This is a genomic window from Cupriavidus taiwanensis, from assembly GCF_900250075.1.
GTDB classification, from domain to species: Bacteria; Pseudomonadota; Gammaproteobacteria; order Burkholderiales; family Burkholderiaceae; genus Cupriavidus; species Cupriavidus taiwanensis_C.
The window spans coordinates 3162186-3181680 of the sequence record NZ_LT977070.1 but is presented as its reverse complement, the minus strand read 5'-3'; the positions used below and the strand labels follow the sequence as shown (position 1 = coordinate 3181680).

The following is a 19495-nucleotide window of genomic DNA, read 5'->3' as shown; positions in this document are numbered from 1 at the left end:
TGCCCGGGACGGGCCGTGGCGGAACAATCGTTGTGCCGGCCACCGGAAATCCGCGCCCGCCGTGCCGAGGCACGCCAACGGGCGCAGGCCGCCGGGCGGCGCGCGCAGGTTGTCGAAAAAATCCTTGTGGGGGTTCAGCTCCCCGAACCGTCGGGCGGGGGCTGCTCCTGGCCCAGTACATAGTCCAGCGCCAGCAGGTAACCCTGCCAGCCAAGCCCGCAGACCACCCCGACCGCCACGTCCGAGAAGTACGAGTGGTGCCGGAAGCTTTCGCGCCGGTGCACGTTCGACAGGTGCACCTCGACGAACGGGATCGCCACGCCGGCCAGCGCATCGCGCAGCGCCACGCTGGTATGCGTATAGGCAGCCGGGTTGATGAGGATGAACTCGACCCCTTCCGCGCGGGCGGCATGGATGCGGTCGACCAGCGCTCCCTCGTGGTTGGACTGGAACGTCTCCAGCGACGCGCCGGCTTTCGCCGCGCGTTCGGCCAGGGCCGCGTCGATATCGGCCAGCGTGGTGTGCCCGTAGGTCTCCGGCTCGCGGGTCCCCAGCAGGTTAAGGTTGGGCCCATGCAGGACCAGCACCTTGCGGTAGCGGGGTGAGCGACGGATAGAGCGGGATGCAGTCACGGCGGCTCGACCAGATCAACGAAATTGCGCGGAGATTACCGTAGCTTAGAGGGATTTGTCTAGCACAGGATACAGGCCTCGGCGACCCTTGGCGCGCTGTTGGCGGCGCTTTGAGCACTTTCGCCTCAAAGCAGTCCGCAGGTGAGACAAATCCATCAAGAACGCCGAAATTCCCCGATGTTCGCGGACGAAGTGAATCAAGTGCGCGGCAGCACGGCACGCAGTTCGTCCGCGGTGACACGGCCCATCTTTCGATACTTGACCGATCCGTCCGGATTGATGACGACGGTATAGGGCAGGCCACCTGCGCTGTTGCCGAAATTCCGCGACAGCTCGGTGCCGGCGAAGCCAGCCACGGCCAGCGGATACGCAACCGGTACCTTCTGCGTGAACTGCTGGATGTTGGCTGCCGAATCAATACCGATGCCGACAAATTCCACTTGGCGATGTTTGAACTCCTCATGCAGGGCGGTCAGTTCCGGCATTTCCTCTACACAAGGTCCGCACCACGGGGCCCAGAAGTTGACTACCACGGTCTTGCCGCGCAGCTTGCCAAGATCGAGTTCCGTGCCAGCCGGGTCGGGCAGCCGCGACTGGAACAAGGTTTCGACGGCCTGGTCATTAACTGGCTTGGGCGAAAAAACGAAATGCCCGGCCAGCGCGCCGGCGGCACAGGCAATCACGGCGACAGCGATCCACAACCAGAGGCGGGAGCGGCGGGCGGGCGGGGCGATGGTTTCAGTCATGGAATGGCTGGGGACCGGTAAGAAGGGCTTCAGGCGTTGCCGGCGGCGTCAGCGGCATCGAGCAGGGCTTGCACGGCCTGCACATCGGCGCGTACGGCGCGCCCAGAGGCGTCTGCCCGCATGGCGCCGCGTTCATCGACCGCATCATACAGGGCTATATGGATGCCCACTGGCGCACCCAGTTCCGCGCGGACCTCGCCGGCCAGCAGACGCGCCTCGCGGCGGTCGGGCCACTGGCCTTTCCACAGGAAGCTGAGGGTTTCGACCTCGCCACGGCCGCCGAAGTGGCGGCTTTCGCTGGTTTCGAAGTCGACCCCGGCATTGATCAGGTGCAGCGCGGCATCCTTGGCGCTGTCGCAGAAGCACTGCAGATAGATGTCGGAGTGCTCCGTGGCGGTGCCATTGAGCACCGCGCCGACCAGGTAAGGCCGGAACGGCGCCAGGTCTTGCATTGCCATCACCGCCAGCCGGCGCAGCAGCGCCAGCACGCGCGGCTGGCTGTCGGCGTGGAACAGCGCCTGGTAGGCGCGCACCTCGGCTTCGACCTGCTCGTTGTCGGGCAGCCATTCGCCCGGCACGCGTTGTTCGCCCAGCACCTGGCGCGCAGCCTTGCGCTTGGCGGTGGCGTAGTCGGCACCGTCCTCGGCAATCATGCGGGCGGCGGCCTGGGCGATTTCCTCGCGCAGGCGGGTGGGGTCTGGGGCGGTACGTCGGTTCATGCCCCATGATACCGGAGGCGTATGCCGCCGCGCGCGCTGCCGCAGTGCAGCGAAGGGCGCTGGCGCTCGGGTACAATCGGAGGCTTCCTGCCCGGCCGCCGCCGCGCCGCAAGGCTCCAACCCAGCCGCCGCGCCGCCGGGCCCGAATCCCCACGCCTGCGGGCTTCAAGTCTTTCCGGGAACCCATGCATATTCATATCCTTGGCATCTGCGGCACCTTCATGGGCGGCCTGGCGGTGCTGGCCAAGCAGGCTGGCCACCGCGTCACCGGCTGCGATGCCAACGTCTACCCGCCGATGAGCACCCAGCTCGAAGTCCAGGGCATCGAACTGATCGAGGGCTTTGACCCGGCACAGCTGTCGCTGGAGCCGGACCTGTTCGTGATCGGCAACGTGGTCTCGCGCGGCAATCCGCTGATGGAAGCCATCCTCGACCGCAACCTGCCTTATGTGTCGGGCCCGCAATGGCTGGGCGAGCATGTGCTGGCGCGCAAGTGGGTGCTGGCGGTGGCCGGCACGCACGGCAAGACCACCACCACCTCGATGCTGGCCTGGATCCTGGAGGATGCCGGTTACAACCCCGGCTTCCTGGTGGGCGGGGTGCCGCAGAACTTCGGCATCTCGGCGCGCGTGACGGAATCGGACTTCTTCGTGATCGAGGCCGACGAGTACGACACGGCGTTTTTCGACAAGCGCAGCAAGTTCGTCCATTACCGCCCGCGCACCGCCATCCTGAACAACCTGGAATACGATCACGCCGACATCTTCCCGGATCTGGCCGCGATCGAGACCCAGTTCCATCACCTGGTGCGCACCGTGCCGGGCCAGGGCCGGCTCGTCGTCAATGGCGTGGAAGGGAGCCTGGCGCGCGTGCTCGAGCGCGGCTGCTGGAGCGAAGTGGAGCAGTTCGGCGTGGGCGACTGGCGCGAGAGCGACGCTGCCGGCAGCGAGGCGGCGCCGGGCAAGGACGCATTCGATGTGTGGTTCGGCAACGCCGTCGAGGGCACGGTGGTGTGGGACCTGCAGGGCACCCACAACCGCATGAACGCGCTGGCGGCGATCGCCGCCGCGCGCCATGTCGGGGTGCCGGCGGCGCAGGCGATCGCATCGCTGTCGCGCTTCGCCAACGTCAAGCGCCGCATGGAGGTGCGCGGCGTGGCCGGCGGCGTCACGGTCTACGACGACTTCGCCCACCATCCCACCGCGATCCAGACCACGCTGGAGGGGCTGCGCCGCCGCGTCGGCAATGCCCGCATCCTGGCGGTGCTGGAGCCGCGTTCCAACACCATGAAGCTGGGCGTGATGAAGGCGCAGCTGCCGGCCAGCCTGGAGCAGGCCGACCTGGTGTTCGGCTACGGCGCTCCCGCCGGCAAGGACGCGCTGGGCTGGGACCTGGTTGAAGCACTGGCGCCGCTGGGCGCCACGGCCACCGCGTTCCAGGACCTGGGCGCGCTGGTGCAGGCGGTGCGCGCCGCGGCGCGGCCGGGCGACCATGTGCTGGTGATGAGCAACGGCGGGTTTGGCGGCGTGCACCAGACGCTGCTGGACGCGCTGGCCCAGGGCACGGCCGGCTGACCGGACCCGCCATGCTGCTGTATCTGCACGGATTCCGCTCTTCGCCCCAGTCGTTCAAGGCCCAGCTGGTGCAGGCGCGCATGCGCGAGTGGGGCGTGGGGCGCTACTACGCCTGTCCCACGCTCAATGTCTCGCCGGCGCTGGCCGTGGCCCAGGCCGAGGCGGCGATCCGCGCCGCGCGGGCGGGCGGTGACCAGGAAATCGCCATCGTCGGCTCATCGCTGGGCGGTTTCTATGCGCGCTGGCTGGGCGAGCGGCACGGCTGCAAGACCGTATTGCTCAATCCCGCCATCCATCCCTGGACCGACCTCGAAAGCTACCTGGGCGAACAGCCGTTGTGGCACGGCGGCGGTTCGGTCACGGTCGAACGCCGCCACCTGCAGGAACTGCTGGACCTGCGCGTGGACATCATCACCCGGCCCGAGCGCTATTACCTGATCGCGGCCACCGGCGACGAGGTGCTGGATTACCGCGAAATGGTCGATGCCTGCCCCGGCGCGAAGATCCGCGTGATCGAGGGCAGCGACCACGGCATCAGCGAGTTTGCCGACTACGTCGACGATGTCCTCGCCTTCTGCGGCTATGGCCCCGGCGGCAAGACGCCGGCCGGCACCGGCGCGGCATGAGCGCGCAGTCCGTGCGCCGCTGCGGCTGGAGCCCGCACCTTGCCTTCGACGCGGCCATCCCGCCCAACCTGCGGCGCTGGGTCACCGGCGATGACGGCTCGCTGACGGCGCGGCTGGTGGCTGCCTCCGCGCGCTTCCGTGTGGCGCGCCTGCTGCAGGCGCCGCAGCGCCCGCTCGCCGACGAATGGCAGGCGCTGGGCCAGCCGGACCGCACCCCCGCGCTGACGCGCGAGGTGCTGCTGATCTGCGACGAGATTCCCGCCGTGTTCGCCCACACCGTGGTGCGCCTGCGCCATGCACGCCGCGACTGGCCGTTCCTGCGCGGGCTGGGCGAGCGTCCGCTGGGCGGGCGCCTGTTCGTCGATCCGGCGGTGCGGCGCGAGCCATTCCAGTTTGCGCGGCTGCTGCCGCACCACCCGCTGCGCCAGGCCCTGCACCGCGTGCTGCCGGCCATGGCGGCAGTGCCCATGCTGACCGCGCGGCGCTCGGTGTTCCGGCGCGGCGGCGGCGTCATGCTCGTGACAGAAGTGTTCCTGCCGGACCTGCTGTCGCGGCCATCCCCGGGGACCGAGGCGGTTCCGCATCCCAAATATATGCGGACGACAGACCGAAGCCCTGTTTCGACACACACTACCGAAACCAAGAAAGAGACCACGAGATGAAACTGCAGGGTCGGGTTGCCATCATCACCGGTGCCGCCGCCGGCATCGGCTTTGCCACCGCGCAGCGCTTTGCCGAAGACGGCGCCATCGTCGTGCTGTGCGACGTACAGGAAGCGCGCGTGCGCGAGGCCGCCGCCAGGCTGGCGGCCACCGGCGCCACCGTATCGGCCTACCGCGTCGACGTGACGCGCCGCGAAGAGGTCGACGCCATGGTGGCGGCCGTACTGGCCGCCCACGAGCGTGTCGATATCCTGGTCAACAACGCCGGTATCACCAAGGACGCGCGCCTGGCCAAGATGACCGAGGCCCAGTTCGATGCCGTCATCGACGTCAACCTGAAGGGCGTATTCAACTGTGCGCAGGCGGTGGCCGGGCTGATGACCGAGCAGGGCAAGGGCGTGATCCTGAACGCTTCGAGCGTGGTCGGCCTGTACGGCAATTTCGGCCAGACCAACTACGCCGCCAGCAAGTTCGGCGTGATCGGCTTCACCAAGACCTGGGCGCGCGAGCTGGGCCCCAAGGGCGTGCGCGTGAACGCGGTGTGCCCGGGCTTCGTCAACACCGAGATCCTGCAGACCGTGCCGGACAAGGTGCTGGACGGCATGAAGTCGTCTTGCTGGCTGCGCCGGCTGGCCGAGCCGGCCGAGATCGCCAGCATCTATGCCTTCCTGGCCAGCGACGATGCGAGCTACGTCAACGGCGTGGCGATCGAGGCCAGCGGCGGCATGTCGCTCTGAGCCCGGCGGGCGGCCGGACCGGGGTGCGGTATCATGCCAGGTCTCAGGCCGGTCCTTGGCGGCGCGGCCGCCGGTGCGCCACAGGCTGCCGGCAGGCCGCCGACAGGGCCCGCGCGCCCCGCACCCGTTCCCGTTCGCACGCGTTGATGTCCGGGTGCGCGCGGTGGCACCATTTCTCCCACAGGATCCGCTCCAGCGCTGGCCACAAGGCCGCCCGGCGCGGTTCCGCGCATAGTTGAAAGTACCGATCGATGCAGTTGCTGTTCGAAGAAGGCGGCGAGATCCGCGCCGGCACCGTGCTGAACCAGCAGGGCGAGGCTTACCAGGTGGAGCTGCCGGCCGGCAAGCGCACCAAGGTCAAGTCGCGCGACGTGCTGCTGCAGTTCGCGCAGCCGTCGGCGCCCGAGCTGGTACGCCAGACCGGCGACATGGTGGCCGAGATCGACCTGGACTTCCTGTGGGAATGCGCGCCCGAGGCCGAGTTCGGCTTCGCCGAATTGGCCGCCGACTACTACGGGGCGGAGCCCGGCGCGGTGCAGCAGGCGGCGCTGGCGATGGCGCTGCACGGCAACCCGGTGTACTTCCGCCGCAAGGGGCGCGGCCGCTACCAGCGCGCGCCCGAGGACCAGCTCAAGGCCGCGCTGGCCGCGCTCGAGCGCAAGCGCCAGCAGGCGCTGGTGCAGGCCGAGTATGAGGACCAGCTGAAGGCGCTGACGTTGCCGGAATCGTTCCGCAACAAGGTGCTGCAGTTGCTGTTCAAGCCCGACAAGAACAGCCTCGAATACAAGGCCATGGACGCGGCCTGCAGCGCGCTCGGCATGTCGCCGATGCGGCTGATGGTGGCCGCCGGCGGCGTTGCCAGCGCGCGCGCGCTGCACGAGGCCAAGTTCCTTGCCGAGTGCTTCCCCAAGGGCACCGGCTTTCCCGATACCGACGTGCCCGAGCCGCCGGCCGACCTGCCGCTGGCCGAGGTCGAGGCGTTCTCGATCGACGATGTCACCACCACCGAGATCGACGACGCGCTGTCGGTAACGCAGCTGCCCGACGGCAAGCTGCGCTTCGGCATCCATATCGCCGCGCCGGCGCTGGGTATCCGCCGCGGCGAGCCGCTCGACGCGATCGCGCGCCAGCGCCTGTCGACGGTCTACTTCCCGGGCGACAAGATCACCATGCTGCCGGACCCGGTGGTGGAGCGCTACACGCTGCAGGAAGGCCGGGTTTGTCCGGCGCTGTCGCTGTACGTGACGGTGGACCCGTCGGTGTGGCTGATCACCGGCAGCGAAACCCGCGCCGAGATGGTGCCGATCGCCGCCAACCTGCGCCACAACCTGCTCGACGATGTCATTACCGAGGCCTCGCTCGCCGAGGGCACCGGCGACTACCCGTTCCGCGAGGCGCTGACCCGGCTGTGGCACTTTGCCGGCTACCTGTACGACGAGCGCCAGAAGGCGCGCCTGGCCAGCGGCCTGCGTCCCGAGACCCACAACCGCGCCGACTTCAACTTCTATCTCGACGACCAGGCCGACGGCAGCCAGCGCGTGCGCATCGAGCAGCGCAAGCGCGGCTCGCCGCTGGACAAGATCGTGGCCGAGATGATGATCCTGGCCAACAGCACCTGGGGCAAGCTGCTGGCGGACCATGGCGTGCCCGGCATCTACCGCACCCAGAAGGCATGGGGCATGCACCGCACGCGCATGCAGACGTACCCGGCGCCGCATGAAGGCCTGGGCGTGGCGCAGTACGCGTGGAGCACCTCGCCGCTGCGCCGCTATGTCGACCTGGTCAACCAGTGGCAGATCCTGGCGGTGGCCCAGCATGGCGTGACCGCCAAGCTGGTGGCGCCGTTCAAGCCCAAGGACGCCGACCTGCTGGCCGCGGTGGCCGACTTCGAAGGCACCTACGCCGCCTATGCCGACCACCAGTCGACCATGGAGCGCTACTGGTGCCTGCGCTGGCTCAAGCAGGAAAACCGCGAGCGCATGGTGGCCTCGGTGCTCAAGGAAGGCGCGGTGCGCTTTACCGAGATCCCGCTGGTGACGCGCGTGCCCGAACTGGTGCAGGCGCAGCGCGGCACCCAGGTGCTGCTGGAGATCGGCGAGACCGACGAGATCACGCTGGAGGTCTCATGCCGGGTGCTGGAGATCTTTGCCGGTGAAGGGGAAGTCCCTGAGGAAGAGCTGGAAAGCGACGAGGAAGCCGCTGAAATGTCTGCCGAAGCCGCAGCCGAGGCGGCGGCCGAGGAAGCCGCCGAGCACGCCGCGGGCGTGCCGGATCAGCAGCCGGCCGAAGCGGGCGGCGACGCCGGCGGCGAGGCGTCGGGCGAGCGCGACACCGACACCCCGGCGGCCGGCTGAAGCCTTCGGAAATCCGCGGGGCTCCCTTACAATGCGGGTCTGATCCGGGGCCCGCTGCCCCGCTCTGCCAGCCGGCACCGGCCATAGCGCCGCGCTGGTCTCCCGAGCCCTCATCCATCCATCGTGAACGCCACTCTTGCCGCTTCCCGCCCCTGGTGGCATGCCAGGTGGCACAACAGCAGTATGCTCGCCCGGGCGCTGGCCATTTCCGTGGCCGTGCACGCGCTGCTGCTGATGGTGCGGGTGGCCGCGCCGGAAGTGTTCGAGATCAAGCGCAGCGACGCCGCGCTGGACGTGGTGCTGGTCAATGCCAAGTCCGCCCAGAAGCCGCGCAACCCGACCGCGCTGGCGCAGGCCAACCTCGACGGCGGCGGCGACCATGACCTGCAGCGCGCCACCACGCCGTTGCCGGCGCAGACCCTGACGCAGGAGGGCGACCTGGTGCGCCAGGTGCAGCGCCGCGTCGAGCAGCTGGAACAGGAGCAGCAGCGCCTGCTGACCCAGTCGCGCGAAGCCGCCCCAGCGGTGCGCAACCAGCCGCTCAAGCCGGGCGAGAAGCGCCAGGACACACCGCAGCGCGGCCAGGACGAGCGCACCTCGGCAGACGAGATGGCCAGGCTGGAAGCCGAGATCGGCCGCAACCTGGAGCACTACGCCAAGCGGCCCAAGCGCTTCCAGCTGACCGCCACCAGCGCGCAGGCGGTCGACTACGCGCAGTACTACGACCGGCTGCGCCGCAAGATCGAGGCGCGCGGCACCACGGACTTCCCGCAACGCAACGGCAAGCCGCTCTACGGGCAGCTGATCCTGGTGATCAACGTCAACCGGCAGGGCAAGCTCGGCTACAACCGCGATGGCTACAACGTCGATGCCATCGACGTGGTCAAGAGCTCGGGCGATCCCGCGCTGGACCGCCAGGCGGTGGCGATCGTGCGCGCGGCCGCGCCGTTCGGCGCCTTTACCGCGGAGATGTCGGCGCGCCAGGACATCCTCGAAGTCATATCCACTTTCAAGTTTTCGCGCAGCGGGCTGGAAACCCGCCTGCAGGCACGCTGATGACATCCACTGACCCTTCCCAAGCCAGCGCCGACCGCTATGTGGTGATCGGCAACCCGGTCGCGCACAGCCGTTCGCCGGCGATCCACGCCGCCTTCGCGCGCCAGACCGGCGAGGCCGTGCAATATGACCGCCTGGAGGCGCCGCTGGACGGGTTTGCCGACATCGTGCGCCAGTTCTTCGCCGACGGCGGCTACGGCTGCAACGTGACCGTGCCGTTCAAGCTGGAGGCCTATGATCTGGCCGACCGCCTGACCGAGCGCGCCGAGGCCGCCGGCGCGGTCAACACGCTGTGGATCGAAGAAGGCCTGATCCACGGCGACAACACCGACGGCATCGGCCTGGTGCGCGATATCCAGGACAACCTCGACACCCTGATCGAAGGCAAGCGGGTGCTGCTGCTCGGCGCCGGCGGCGCCGCCATGGGCGCGATGCTGCCGCTGATCGAATGCCGGCCTTCGCGCATCGTGGTGGCCAACCGCACCGCATCGCGCGCCAGCGACATGCTCGAGGAGTTTGTCGAGGCGGCCGACCAGTATGGCGTCGAGCTGTGGGGCGGCGGCCTCGATGCGCTCGAGGGCCTGTCCGAGGATGAAGCCGTCGACGTGGTGATCAATGCCTCGTCGAGCAGCCTGCAGGGCGAGGTGCCGCCGGTGCCCGAGTTCCTGCTGGGCGAGGGCGTGCTGGCCTACGACATGATGTACGGCGCCGAGCCCACCGTGTTCCTGCAGTTCGCCGCACGCTGCGGCGCGCGCGTGAGCGACGGCCTGGGCATGCTGGTCGAGCAGGCCGCCGAGGCCTTCTATATCTGGCGTGGCGTGCGGCCCCGCACCGCGCCCGTGCTGGCCGAGCTGCGCGCCGCGCTGCAGGCCGAACCCAAGGGCTGACCGGGACGCCGCCGGCCATGGCCAACCGCAACCGCACGGCCAGTGCCGCCCGCACCCACGCGGCGCCGGCGCGCGCCGTCTTCAATCCGGTGCGCTGGCTCGGCTACCTGCTGGGCTGCGTGGTCGCCGGGGTGGTGGCGATGCAGCTGTACTTCTTCGTGCAGATCGCCAGCTGGCAGTACCTCAATCCCGCCACCACCACCTTCATGCGCGCCGAGCGCTGGCGCCTGTGCGGCATCAATGTGTGGAGCTGCGGCCTCGACCGGCAATGGGTGCCATACGACCGCATCTCGCGCAACCTCAAGCGCGCGGTGATCGCCAGCGAGGACGCCGACTTCGTCAACCATCCCGGCTATGAGCTCGATGCCATGCTCGATGCCTGGGAGCGCAACAAGAAGCGCGGGCGCATCGTGCGCGGCGGCTCCACCATCACGCAGCAACTGGCCAAGAACCTGTTCCTGTCGTCCGAGCAGCATTACCTGCGCAAGGGCCAGGAGCTCGCCATCACGTGGATGCTCGAGTTCTGGCTCGACAAGCAGCGCATCTACGAGATCTATCTGAATTCGGTGGAGTGGGGCGAGGGCGTGTTCGGCGCGCAGGCCGCGGCGCAGCACTACTTCCGCACCAGCGCCGACAAGCTCAGCGTGGGCCAGTCAGCGCGCCTGGCGGCGGCGCTGCCGGCGCCCAAGTGCTTCGACAAGAAGGAGTACTGCGCCAACGTGCGCGTGAACTTCCGCGCCAAGGCGGGCATCATCGCGCGGCGGATGGGGGCAGCGACGTTGCCCGACTGAGGCCGCCGCCCTCAGCTCAGCCACCCCTTCCTGCGGAAATACACCAGCGGGATTGCCGCCGACACCGCCATCAGCGCAATCGCCCACGGATAGCCGGCACCCCAGTCCAGTTCCGGCATGAACTTGAAGTTCATGCCGTAGATGCTGGCGATCAGCGTGGGCGGCATCAGCGCCACCGACACCACCGAGAACAGCTTGATGATCTTGTTCTGGTTGATGTTGATGAAACCGACGGTGGCGTCCATCAGGAAGTTGATCTTGTCGAACAGGAACGCGGTGTGGTTCTCGATCGAGTCGATGTCGCGCAGGATCTGGCGCGCCTCGTCCTGCTGCTCGGCCGACAACAGCTGGCTGCGCATCAGGAAGGACACCGCGCGACGCGTGTCCATCACGTTGCGGCGGATGCGTCCGTTCAGGTCTTCCTCGCGCGCGATGGTTTCCAGCACGTCGGCCGCGGCGGCATCGGTCACGTTCTCGGCCAACACGCGGCGGCTGGCTTCTTCCAGGCGTTCGTAGATTTCCTCGATCGAGTCGGCCGAGTATTCGGCGTCGGTCGCGTACAGGTCCATCAGCACGTCCTTGGCATTGCGCACCGAGCCTGGGCGCATGCGCGCGCGCAGCCGCACCAGGCGGAACACCGGCAGGTCTTCGTCGTGGATGGAGAACAGCACGTCCTTGGTCAGCACGAAGGCGACGCGCACGTTGCGCGACACCTCTTCCTCGTCGAGCAGGAAGTCGGTGCGGATATGGATGTTCTCGTCCTCGCCCTCGAAATAGCGCGCGGACGCTTCCAGGTCGCCCAGGTCTTCCAGTTCAGGAAGGGCGACGCCATAGGCTTCCTTGATCCAGTTCAGTTCCTCGTCGTCGGGATTGACGACATCGATCCAGATCGGCTTGTGCTGCAGCAGCTCATTGCGCTCGTCGACCTGCTCCTGGGCAAGCCGGCCTTTTTGCAGGACGAACAGGTTGATCATCCCCGGGATTCCTTATTGCTGATTGCGACGAAAAACAAAGACAAGCGCGAAGACAAGCGCAGGCGGCTCGCCGCATTCCCAGGTATTGCGTCATGCCCCGTCATGGCCGCGCGGCATGCCGCGCAAGGCCGGGCCACGGGCAAGCGTGATCGCGCTGTGCCGCGGCTGCGCGGGGCAGGCGGACAAGGCGATGGCGTTTGCCTGGGTTGGCTGGCTAGCCGGGAGAGGGAAGATCCGCCCCGGTGGGCGCGCATGGAGGCGCCGCCGGTGGCACGGAAAGACACTCGCCCGCAGTTCTGACTGCGGGCAAGGCCGACGAAGCGCGGAGCCGGGTGCTCCGGGCGGGTCGTCGTTACGCAGCCCGCAGTGACATGGCATTCGCAGAGGTCGCAGCGTTGCCGCGCCAACTCGAACACCCGATGCTACTGCCCACGTAATTTCTCCGGGATTGTGATGGCCGCGAGTGTAGCCCAACGGAGGGTGGCTTGTTAAGTGAAATCTCCGCGACGGGCGCGCGCCGTTGCCGCTCCGCGACCCGTGGCGCGCCCCGGGGACGTGCCCCGGGGTGTCAGCCGAAAGCGCCACGGAGCCGCCGCCACAGCAGCGGCGCCAGCATCACCGAGGACAGCGCCAGGAACATCAGCACGATCGCGGCGTAGTCCTGCCAGTGCGGCTGCTCGCCCAGCAGCCACATTCCGGAGAACACGCCGACCACCGGGATAAACATGATCGACAGGCTCGACACCACCGGCGGCAGGCTGCGCGCCAGCCCGAACCAGACCAGGTGGCAGAAGGCGAAGACCACTACCGCGTTATAGGCGATCGCGGCCCATTCGATGGCGGTGGGCATGCGCCAGCCGTCTTCCAGCAGCAGCGTGCCCAGCGCCAGGAAGGGCAACGTCACGGCCAGCATCCAGAAGGTCATGGCGCCGATCGGCACGTCGGTCGGGGTGCGCTTCATCAGCTGGGTGCCGAAGCCCCAGCCGGCCGCGGCCAGCAGCATCAGCAGCGTGCCGGCCGGGCTGCCGGTCAGCGCGGCGAGCTCGCCCGACAGCAGCAGCACCGTGCCCGCCAGCGCGCAGCCGATGCCCAGCCAGGCCCATGCGCCGATGCGCTCGCGGAAGAACACCAGGCCCCAGACCACCGCCCAGATCGGCATGGTGTAGCCCAGGATGGCGGCGCGGCCCGACGACAGCAGCTTGACCGCGCAGATTGCGAACAGGTGCCAGATCACCATGTTGGGCAGCGCCAGCCGCAATACCGTGCCCCATTCGCGCCGCGGCACGGCCAGCGAATCGCCGCGCAGCCGCAGCGCCACCCCCAGCGCCCCCAGCCCGCCGGCCATGCACAGCAGGCGAAAGCCCATCGCCGGGAAATGCGCCACGCCCACCTTCATGATGGGCCAGTTGATGCCCCAGGCGAGCGTCAGCACCACAAGCAGGAAGAGACCACGGCGATCGAGAGACATGACGGGACGCGGCTGTGCGGGATGCCGCGCATTGTTTTGAGACGAAGCGCAAAACGATAGCACGCAGCGGGTAAAATTGCCGAAAGCGACATATGCTGCAGGGATGAAAGGTTTTCACGCCGCTGCGGCCAACCGCGCCGGCCGAGTCCATCGGCCTGATCGGCCAGATGGGCCAGGATCGGCCTCACGATGAGACGCCGGCGCCACCAGGACATTCCGAGTACCCATGACTTTCACCGAGCAGCTTGCTGCCGCCTGGCAGCGCAACGATTCCCTCCTGTGCGTCGGGCTCGATCCTGATCCGCACAAGCTTCCGCTGTCCCTGACCGGAGCCGGCGGCGCCATCTTCTCGTTCTGCCGCGAGATCGTCGACGCCACCGCCGACCTGGTCTGCGCCTTCAAGCCGCAGATCGCGTACTTCCATTCGCAGCGCGCCGAAGACCAGCTCGAGCAACTGATCCACTATATCCACGATGCGCACCCTGGCATCCCGGTGATCCTCGACGCCAAGCGCGGCGACATCGGCTCGACCGCCGAGCACTATGCGCTGGAAGCCTTCGAGCGCTACAAGGCCGATGCGGTCACGGTCAGCCCGTACATGGGCTTTGACTCGATGCAGCCCTATCTCGCCTACCCGGGCCGCGGCGTGATCGTGCTGTGCCGCACCTCCAACCCGGGAGGTTCCGACGTGCAGTTCCTGCAGGTCGACGGCAAGCCGCTATACCAGCTGGTGGCCGAGGCCGCGCGCGAGCGCTGGAACACCACCGGCCAGATGGGCCTGGTGGTCGGCGCGACCTTCCCCAACGAGATCGCGCGCGTGCGCCAGATCGTCGGAGACATGCCGCTGCTGATTCCCGGCATCGGCGCCCAGGGTGGCGACATCGAGGCCACGGTGAAGGCCGGCCGCACCGCCGACGGCACCGGCATGATGATCAATTCGTCGCGCGCCATCCTGTACGCCAGCCGCGAGAAGGACTTCGCGGCAGCGGCGCGCAACGTCGCGCTGCAGACGCGCGAGACCATCAACCGCTACCGCCACGGCTGACCGCGTACGCGGCATGAAAAAAACCGCGCCTGCTGGCGCGGTTTTTCGTTTGAGCGGCTTGCGGCGGCAGGGGCTTCAGGCCTCATTGCGCAGCAACTCCACCAGGCCCCGCATCGCGTGCTCGGCCGCCTGGCGCCGGATCTGCGCGCGGTCGCCGGGAAAGCGCTGGGTTTCGACGATGGTGGTGATGCGGTTGCTCCAGCCAAAGCACACCATGCCCACGGGCTTTTCCGGGGTGCCGCCGTTGGGGCCGGCGACGCCGGTGATCGACAGTGACACTTGCGCGCGGCTGTTCAGCAGCGCCCCTTCCGCCATCGCGCGTGCGACCTCTTCGCTGACGGCGCCGTGATCGCGGATCAGCTTGGCCGGCACCCCCAGCATGGTCGACTTGGCCTCGTTGGAATACGTGACGAAGCCCCGCTCGAACCAGCCCGACGAGCCCGACACGTCGGTAATGGCGGCGGCGACCAGGCCGCCGGTGCATGATTCGGCGGTGGCCAGCATCAGGGATTTGTCGGCTAGGGCGACGCCGGCCTGGATGGCGAGCTGGTCGAGCAGGCGGCTGACGGACATGATGGGTGCAGGGGTTGTTTTGGGGGAATCAGTTTGGCGTTAGCCGCTCAGAACGAGCGCCACAGGGCAAACACCAGCAGCGTGTAGAACGCCGCGAAGATATCGTCGAACATCACGCCGAAGCCGCCGCGCAGGCCGGGGCCCTTCAAGCTGCGGTCATAGTGGCCGATCGGCGCCGGCTTGGCGATATCGAACAGCCGGAACCAAAGGAACGCGGCGAACTGGCCCCAGAAACCGGTCGGCATGACAAAGGCCAGCACCAGCCAGAACGCCACGATCTCATCCCAGACCATGCTGCCGTGGTCGTGCACGCCCATGTCGCGCGCGGTGCGGGCGCACGCCCACAGGCCCACGAGGAAGCCGCCGCTGATGATCCACAGCCAGGTGGCGGGCTCGATCCACAGCGAAATCACCACGAACGAAAGCCAGGCGTAGAGCGTGCCGACGGTGCCGGGGCCGACCGGCGACAGGCCCGAGCCGAAGCCGAAGGCGATCAGGTGCGCCGGATGCGCCAGCATGAAGCGCGCGCTCGGGCGCGTGACCTTGACGGTCTGGCCGGCTTCCAGGGTCAGGGCGGGGTCGCGCGGCGCGGCCCCGGGAGGGAAGGTGGACATCAAATTGGCTCGTGTGATGCGGATACTGCTTATGGTTATGGCCGGTTTGCGCTGCGATGCGTGCGGGACTCCCATGCCCGCGCAGGCGCCGATGCCGGCATCATGACATGCCTGTGACCCGGTGTCAGGGGGCAGCGAAATGGTCGAAGCTGGCGCCCTCGTAGCGGGTCGGGTTGCCGGCGCGGTCGACCAGCCGCAGGCCCGGCTCGGGCGTGATCGCGCCGACGCGCGTCAGCGGCAGCGCCAGCCGCTCGCTGATGGCCGCAATGGCGTCGCGGTGGCCGGCCGGCGCGGTGAAGCACAGCTCATAGTCGTCGCCGCCGGCCAGCACGCATTCGCGCTGGATGGCGTCGGGCTGGCCGGCCAGCACTGCCGAGCGGGGCAGGGCGTCGACATCGACCAGCGCCCCAACCTGGGAACGCGCCAGGATATGGCCGAGGTCGCCGACCAGGCCGTCGGAGATGTCCAGTGCAGCATGCGCCACGCCGCGCAAGGCCATGCCCAGTGCCACCCGCGGCGTGGGCGCGTCCATGCGCGGCCGCACCTGGCTGAATTCGGGTTCGGGCAGCAGCCATTCGCCGCGGCAATCGCCCAGCGCCAGCCGCGCATCGCCAAGGGTGCCCGAGATCCAGATATCGTCGCCGGGGCGCGCGGCGTCACGCCGCAGCGCCGCGCGCAGCGGCACGTCGCCGAATACCGTCAGCGACAGCGTCAGCGGGCCGCGCGTGGTGTCGCCGCCCACCAGTTCGCAGCCGTGTTCGTCGGCCAGCGCCAGCATGCCGCTGGCCAGTTCGGCGAGCCACTCCGGCTCGGCCTCCGGCAAGGCCAGCGCCAGCGTGAAAGCGCGGGGTTCGGCGCCCATGGCGGCGAGGTCCGACAGGTTCACCGCCAGCGCCTTGTGGCCCAGCGCGCGCGGCGCCACGTCGGGGAAGAAATGGCGGCCGCTGACCAGCATGTCGGTGCTGATGGCGAGATGGTGGCCGGGACGGCCCTCGACCAGCGCGCAGTCATCGCCCACGCCGAGCGCAGCCTTGCGCACCGGCCGCGTGAAATAGCGGCGGATCAGGTCAAATTCGGAAAGCTGGGCGGGCTGGGCGTTGGACATGGATCGACGGCGTGCCGGGATGGGCGGTGGAGTGACGGCGCGGCTTGGCAGGAGATCAGCGGGGTTTGCCGGCAATCCCGCAGCGGCGCGCGGCAGCAGCATGGGGCGCGTCGCGCGTTTCAGCAAGATACTGCCGCGCATCACAGCCATGACCGCCATGCGCTGCGCCACCTTGCCGGCTGGGCGCTACGCTTGCTGGTGTTGCCCGGGAGGATGGGGCATATTGTACCGAATCGCAAAGGTGCCCCAAGCAAAACGCTTATTGTGAAATAGTTTTTCACTATATAAAATGCTGGGTTCCAAAGGAAGAGAAGGGCGGACGCGTGGAGCCGGTCCGCCGATCGTCCCCGCCTTGTCAATGACGGCTCCACCGATTGGAAGATGCGCCGATGACCAGCCCACAGTCCCCGTCCCAAGACGATCTGAAACAGCAGCAGCGCGAGGCGCTGCGCAAAGCGGCGCTCGAGTATCACGAGTTTCCCACGCCCGGCAAGATCTCGGTCACGCCGACCAAGCCGCTGTCGAACCAGCGCGACCTGGCTCTGGCGTATTCGCCCGGCGTGGCCGCAGCCTGTGAAGAAATCGTTTCCGATCCCGCCAATTCGTTCCGTTACACCGCGCGCGGCAACCTGGTCGCGGTGATCACCAACGGCACCGCCGTGCTGGGCCTTGGCGACATTGGCGCCGCGGCGTCCAAGCCGGTGATGGAAGGCAAGGGCGGGCTGTTCAAGAAGTTTGCCGGTATCGACGTGTTCGATATCGAAATCGACGAGAAGGACCCGGAAAAGCTGGTCCAGATCATCGCCGCGCTCGAGCCCACCTTCGGCGGCATCAACCTGGAAGACATCAAGGCACCGGAGTGCTTCTACGTCGAGCGCAAGCTGCGCGAGAAGATGAAGATTCCCGTCTTCCACGACGACCAGCACGGCACCGCCATCGTGGTGGCCGCGGCCATCATCAACGGCCTGAAGGTGGTCGGCAAGGATATCGCCAAGGTCAAGCTGGTGGCCTCGGGCGCCGGCGCTGCGGCGCTGGCCTGCCTGGACCTGCTGGTCGACATCGGCCTGCCGATCGAGAACATCTGGGTGACCGACCTGGCCGGCGTGGTCTACGAGGGCCGTACCGAACTGATGGACCCCGAAAAGGCGCGCTTCTCGCAAAAAACCGACAAGCGCAAGCTGGGCGAAGTGATCGACGGCGCCGACATCTTCCTGGGCCTGTCGGCAGCGGGCGTGCTCAAGCAGGACATGGTCCAGCGCATGGCCGACAAGCCGCTGGTGCTGGCGCTGGCCAACCCGAATCCGGAAATCGCACCCGAGCTGGTCAAGGAAGTGCGCCCGGACGCGGTGATGGCCACGGGTCGTACCGACTACCCGAACCAGGTCAACAACGTCCTGTGCTTCCCGTTCATCTTCCGCGGGGCGCTGGATTGCGGCGCCACCACCATCACGCGCGAGATGGAGATCGCCGCGGCCAATGCGCTGGCCGAACTGGCGCGCCAGGAGCAGAGCGACATCGTCGCCACCGCCTACGGCATCCAGGATCTCTCGTTCGGCCCCGAATACCTGATCCCCAAGCCGTTCGACCCGCGCCTGATCGTCAAGGTGGCGCCGGCCGTGGCCGAAGCCGCGATGAAGTCGGGCGTGGCCGCGCGCCCGATCGAGGACATGGACGCGTACCGCCTGCAGCTGCAGCAGTTCGTGTACCACTCCGGTACGGTGATGAAGCCGATCTACGCCGCCGCGCGCAAGGTCGAGATGGACAAGAAGCGCATCGTCTTCGCCGAGGGCGAGGAAGAGCGCGTGCTGCGCGCCGTGCAGGTGATCGTCGACGAAAAGCTGGCCAACCCGATCCTGATCGGCCGCCCCGCCGTGCTGCAGCACCGCATCGAGCGCTTCGGCCTGCGCCTGCGCGCCGGCGTGGACTTCACCGTGGTCAACCCGGAACACGATGAGCGCTTCCGCGATTATTCCGACGCCTACTACCGCATGATGGCTCGCCAGGGCATCACGCCGCAGTACGCCAAGCTGGAAATGCGCCGCCGCACCACGCTGATCGGCGCGATGCTGGTGCACAAGGGCGAGGCCGACGGCATGATCTGCGGCACCGTCAGCAATACCGCGGCGCACCTGCGCTATATCGACCAGGTGCTGGGCGGCACCAACAAGGTCTATGCGGCCATGAACGGGCTGGTGCTGCCGGGCCGTCAGATCTTCCTGGTGGACACCCACGTCAACGTCGACCCGAGCGCCGAGGAACTGGCCGCGATCACGCTGATGGCTGCCGAAGAGCTGAAGCGCTTCGGCATCGAACCCAAGGTCGGCCTGCTGTCGCATTCGAACTTCGGCTCGTCCGAGGCGCCGTCGGCGCGCAAGATGCGCGAAACCCTCGCCATCCTGCGTGAACAGGCCCCCGAACTGGAGATCGACGGCGAGATGCACGGCGATTGCGCGCTCGACCAGAAGCTGCGCGACCAGCTGGTGCCGGACGGCACGCTCAAGGGCGAGGCCAACCTGCTGGTGTGCCCGAACATCGACGCCGCCAACATCTCGTACAACCTGCTCAAGGTTGCCGCGGGCAACAACGTCGCGATCGGGCCGATCCTGCTGGGCGTGAAGGCGCCGGTGCACATCCTGACCCCGTCGGCGACGGTGCGCCGCATCGTCAACATGACGTCGCTGGTGGTGGTCGACGCCGCCGCCAAGCGCTAAGCCGATTGCCCTGGCCCGGAGCGGGCCAAGGTGACGAAAAGCCGGGTTCGCCCGGCTTTTTTTATCGCCTCGTGCTTGTGGTTAGTATGCGCACACATACGCTTAACATATTGAAACAATTGAAGAAATTGCGCTGCAACAGGGGCGGGATTGATTAATTGCGTGCATGCGCGTAACCTTACGCCTTTGATACAGGCGCTCGCCATGAGCGCCCCGGTGCG

Annotated in this window: 18 protein-coding genes; 10 read left to right on the top strand and 8 right to left on the bottom strand. The window is 67.9% G+C overall.

Going from position 1 to position 19495, the window contains the following annotated elements; all coding sequences use genetic code 11:
• Positions 1–134: 134 nt before the first annotated feature.
• The 3 genes from aroQ to CBM2588_RS14835 all read right to left on the bottom strand — a co-directional run bounded on the left by aroQ (position 135) and on the right by CBM2588_RS14835 (position 2097).
• A complete protein-coding gene (gene aroQ / locus CBM2588_RS14845; RefSeq protein WP_115681128.1) occupies positions 135–632 on the bottom strand; it encodes a type II 3-dehydroquinate dehydratase in 498 nt (165 codons plus the stop codon).
• Positions 633–829: 197 nt separating this feature from the next.
• The gene (locus CBM2588_RS14840) at positions 830–1378 is read right to left on the bottom strand and encodes a TlpA family protein disulfide reductase (RefSeq protein ID WP_115681127.1); all 549 of its coding nucleotides are present in this window, start codon (positions 1376–1378) and stop codon (positions 830–832) included.
• 29 nt (positions 1379–1407) lie between these two features.
• Entirely contained in the window at positions 1408–2097 is a 690-nt protein-coding gene (locus CBM2588_RS14835; protein ID WP_115681126.1) for a UDP-N-acetylmuramate--alanine ligase, read from the bottom strand.
• 185 nt (positions 2098–2282) lie between these two features.
• Between CBM2588_RS14835 and mpl the strand changes: the two genes are divergently transcribed.
• The 8 genes from mpl to mtgA all read left to right on the top strand — a co-directional run bounded on the left by mpl (position 2283) and on the right by mtgA (position 10784).
• Complete coding sequence (mpl, locus tag CBM2588_RS14830) at positions 2283–3671, top strand: UDP-N-acetylmuramate:L-alanyl-gamma-D-glutamyl-meso-diaminopimelate ligase (RefSeq protein ID WP_115681125.1); 1389 nt, start codon at positions 2283–2285, stop codon at positions 3669–3671.
• 11 nt (positions 3672–3682) lie between these two features.
• A complete protein-coding gene (locus CBM2588_RS14825) occupies positions 3683–4297 on the top strand; it encodes a YqiA/YcfP family alpha/beta fold hydrolase (protein ID WP_115681124.1) in 615 nt (204 codons plus the stop codon).
• Positions 4294–4959 (top strand): chorismate--pyruvate lyase family protein, encoded by a 666-nt coding sequence (locus CBM2588_RS14820; protein ID WP_115681123.1) that lies wholly within the window; start codon positions 4294–4296, stop codon positions 4957–4959. The genes CBM2588_RS14825 and CBM2588_RS14820 overlap by 4 nt, the downstream gene beginning before the upstream one ends.
• Positions 4956–5696 (top strand): 3-oxoacyl-ACP reductase FabG, encoded by a 741-nt coding sequence (fabG, locus tag CBM2588_RS14815; RefSeq protein WP_115681122.1) that lies wholly within the window; start codon positions 4956–4958, stop codon positions 5694–5696. Before CBM2588_RS14820 ends, fabG begins: the two co-directional genes overlap by 4 nt.
• Positions 5697–5947: 251 nt before the next feature.
• Positions 5948–8050, top strand: a complete 2103-nt coding sequence (locus tag CBM2588_RS14810; RefSeq protein ID WP_115681121.1) for a ribonuclease catalytic domain-containing protein — start codon at positions 5948–5950, stop codon at positions 8048–8050.
• A gap of 123 nt (positions 8051–8173) precedes the next feature.
• Complete coding sequence (locus CBM2588_RS14805; RefSeq protein ID WP_115681120.1) at positions 8174–9106, top strand: energy transducer TonB; 933 nt, start codon at positions 8174–8176, stop codon at positions 9104–9106.
• On the top strand, positions 9106–9993 hold the full coding sequence (gene aroE, locus CBM2588_RS14800) for a shikimate dehydrogenase (RefSeq protein ID WP_115681119.1): 888 nt from the start codon (positions 9106–9108) through the stop codon (positions 9991–9993). Before CBM2588_RS14805 ends, aroE begins: the two co-directional genes overlap by 1 nt.
• Positions 9994–10082: 89 nt before the next feature.
• Complete coding sequence (gene mtgA / locus CBM2588_RS14795; RefSeq protein WP_115681498.1) at positions 10083–10784, top strand: monofunctional biosynthetic peptidoglycan transglycosylase; 702 nt, start codon at positions 10083–10085, stop codon at positions 10782–10784.
• Positions 10785–10795: 11 nt separating this feature from the next.
• Here mtgA and corA read toward each other — a convergent pair whose 3' ends face one another.
• Both corA and CBM2588_RS14785 read right to left on the bottom strand, forming a co-directional pair.
• Entirely contained in the window at positions 10796–11758 is a 963-nt protein-coding gene (corA, locus tag CBM2588_RS14790; protein WP_018006324.1) for a magnesium/cobalt transporter CorA, read from the bottom strand.
• A gap of 568 nt (positions 11759–12326) precedes the next feature.
• The gene (locus CBM2588_RS14785; RefSeq protein WP_115681118.1) at positions 12327–13226 is read right to left on the bottom strand and encodes a DMT family transporter; all 900 of its coding nucleotides are present in this window, start codon (positions 13224–13226) and stop codon (positions 12327–12329) included.
• Positions 13227–13452: 226 nt separating this feature from the next.
• Here CBM2588_RS14785 and pyrF point away from each other — a divergent pair, with 226 nt between their 5' ends.
• Entirely contained in the window at positions 13453–14271 is an 819-nt protein-coding gene (pyrF, locus tag CBM2588_RS14780) for an orotidine-5'-phosphate decarboxylase (protein ID WP_018006326.1), read from the top strand.
• Positions 14272–14346: 75 nt separating this feature from the next.
• On the opposite strand, the gene CBM2588_RS14775 is transcribed toward pyrF, so the two are convergent.
• The 3 genes from CBM2588_RS14775 to thiL form a co-directional block, all read right to left on the bottom strand.
• Positions 14347–14844, bottom strand: coding sequence for a CinA family protein (locus CBM2588_RS14775; RefSeq protein ID WP_012353857.1), 498 nt, complete (start codon positions 14842–14844; stop codon positions 14347–14349).
• 47 nt (positions 14845–14891) lie between these two features.
• Positions 14892–15458, bottom strand: coding sequence for a phosphatidylglycerophosphatase A family protein (locus CBM2588_RS14770; protein WP_115681117.1), 567 nt, complete (start codon positions 15456–15458; stop codon positions 14892–14894).
• A 124-nt stretch (positions 15459–15582) separates the two neighbouring features.
• Complete coding sequence (gene thiL / locus CBM2588_RS14765) at positions 15583–16665, bottom strand: thiamine-phosphate kinase (protein WP_439897446.1); 1083 nt, start codon at positions 16663–16665, stop codon at positions 15583–15585.
• A gap of 287 nt (positions 16666–16952) precedes the next feature.
• On the opposite strand from thiL, the gene CBM2588_RS14760 reads away from it, so the two are divergent.
• A complete protein-coding gene (locus CBM2588_RS14760) occupies positions 16953–19274 on the top strand; it encodes an NADP-dependent malic enzyme (protein ID WP_018006329.1) in 2322 nt (773 codons plus the stop codon).
• Positions 19275–19495: the final 221 nt, after the last annotated feature.

Coding starts and splice junctions, on each gene's coding strand:
- CBM2588_RS14840 (WP_115681127.1), bottom strand. CDS start 1,378: ATGACTGAAACCATCGCCCCGCCCGCCCGCCGCTCCCGCCTCTGGTTG.
- CBM2588_RS14835 (WP_115681126.1), bottom strand. CDS start 2,097: ATGAACCGACGTACCGCCCCAGACCCCACCCGCCTGCGCGAGGAAATC.
- mpl (WP_115681125.1), top strand. CDS start 2,283: ATGCATATTCATATCCTTGGCATCTGCGGCACCTTCATGGGCGGCCTG.
- CBM2588_RS14825 (WP_115681124.1), top strand. CDS start 3,683: ATGCTGCTGTATCTGCACGGATTCCGCTCTTCGCCCCAGTCGTTCAAG.
- CBM2588_RS14820 (WP_115681123.1), top strand. CDS start 4,294: ATGAGCGCGCAGTCCGTGCGCCGCTGCGGCTGGAGCCCGCACCTTGCC.
- fabG (WP_115681122.1), top strand. CDS start 4,956: ATGAAACTGCAGGGTCGGGTTGCCATCATCACCGGTGCCGCCGCCGGC.
- CBM2588_RS14810 (WP_115681121.1), top strand. CDS start 5,948: ATGCAGTTGCTGTTCGAAGAAGGCGGCGAGATCCGCGCCGGCACCGTG.
- aroE (WP_115681119.1), top strand. CDS start 9,106: ATGACATCCACTGACCCTTCCCAAGCCAGCGCCGACCGCTATGTGGTG.
- corA (WP_018006324.1), bottom strand. CDS start 11,758: ATGATCAACCTGTTCGTCCTGCAAAAAGGCCGGCTTGCCCAGGAGCAG.
- CBM2588_RS14785 (WP_115681118.1), bottom strand. CDS start 13,226: ATGTCTCTCGATCGCCGTGGTCTCTTCCTGCTTGTGGTGCTGACGCTC.
- pyrF (WP_018006326.1), top strand. CDS start 13,453: ATGACTTTCACCGAGCAGCTTGCTGCCGCCTGGCAGCGCAACGATTCC.
- CBM2588_RS14775 (WP_012353857.1), bottom strand. CDS start 14,844: ATGTCCGTCAGCCGCCTGCTCGACCAGCTCGCCATCCAGGCCGGCGTC.
- CBM2588_RS14770 (WP_115681117.1), bottom strand. CDS start 15,458: ATGTCCACCTTCCCTCCCGGGGCCGCGCCGCGCGACCCCGCCCTGACC.
- thiL (WP_439897446.1), bottom strand. CDS start 16,665: ATGCTGCTGCCGCGCGCCGCTGCGGGATTGCCGGCAAACCCCGCTGAT.
- CBM2588_RS14760 (WP_018006329.1), top strand. CDS start 16,953: ATGACCAGCCCACAGTCCCCGTCCCAAGACGATCTGAAACAGCAGCAG.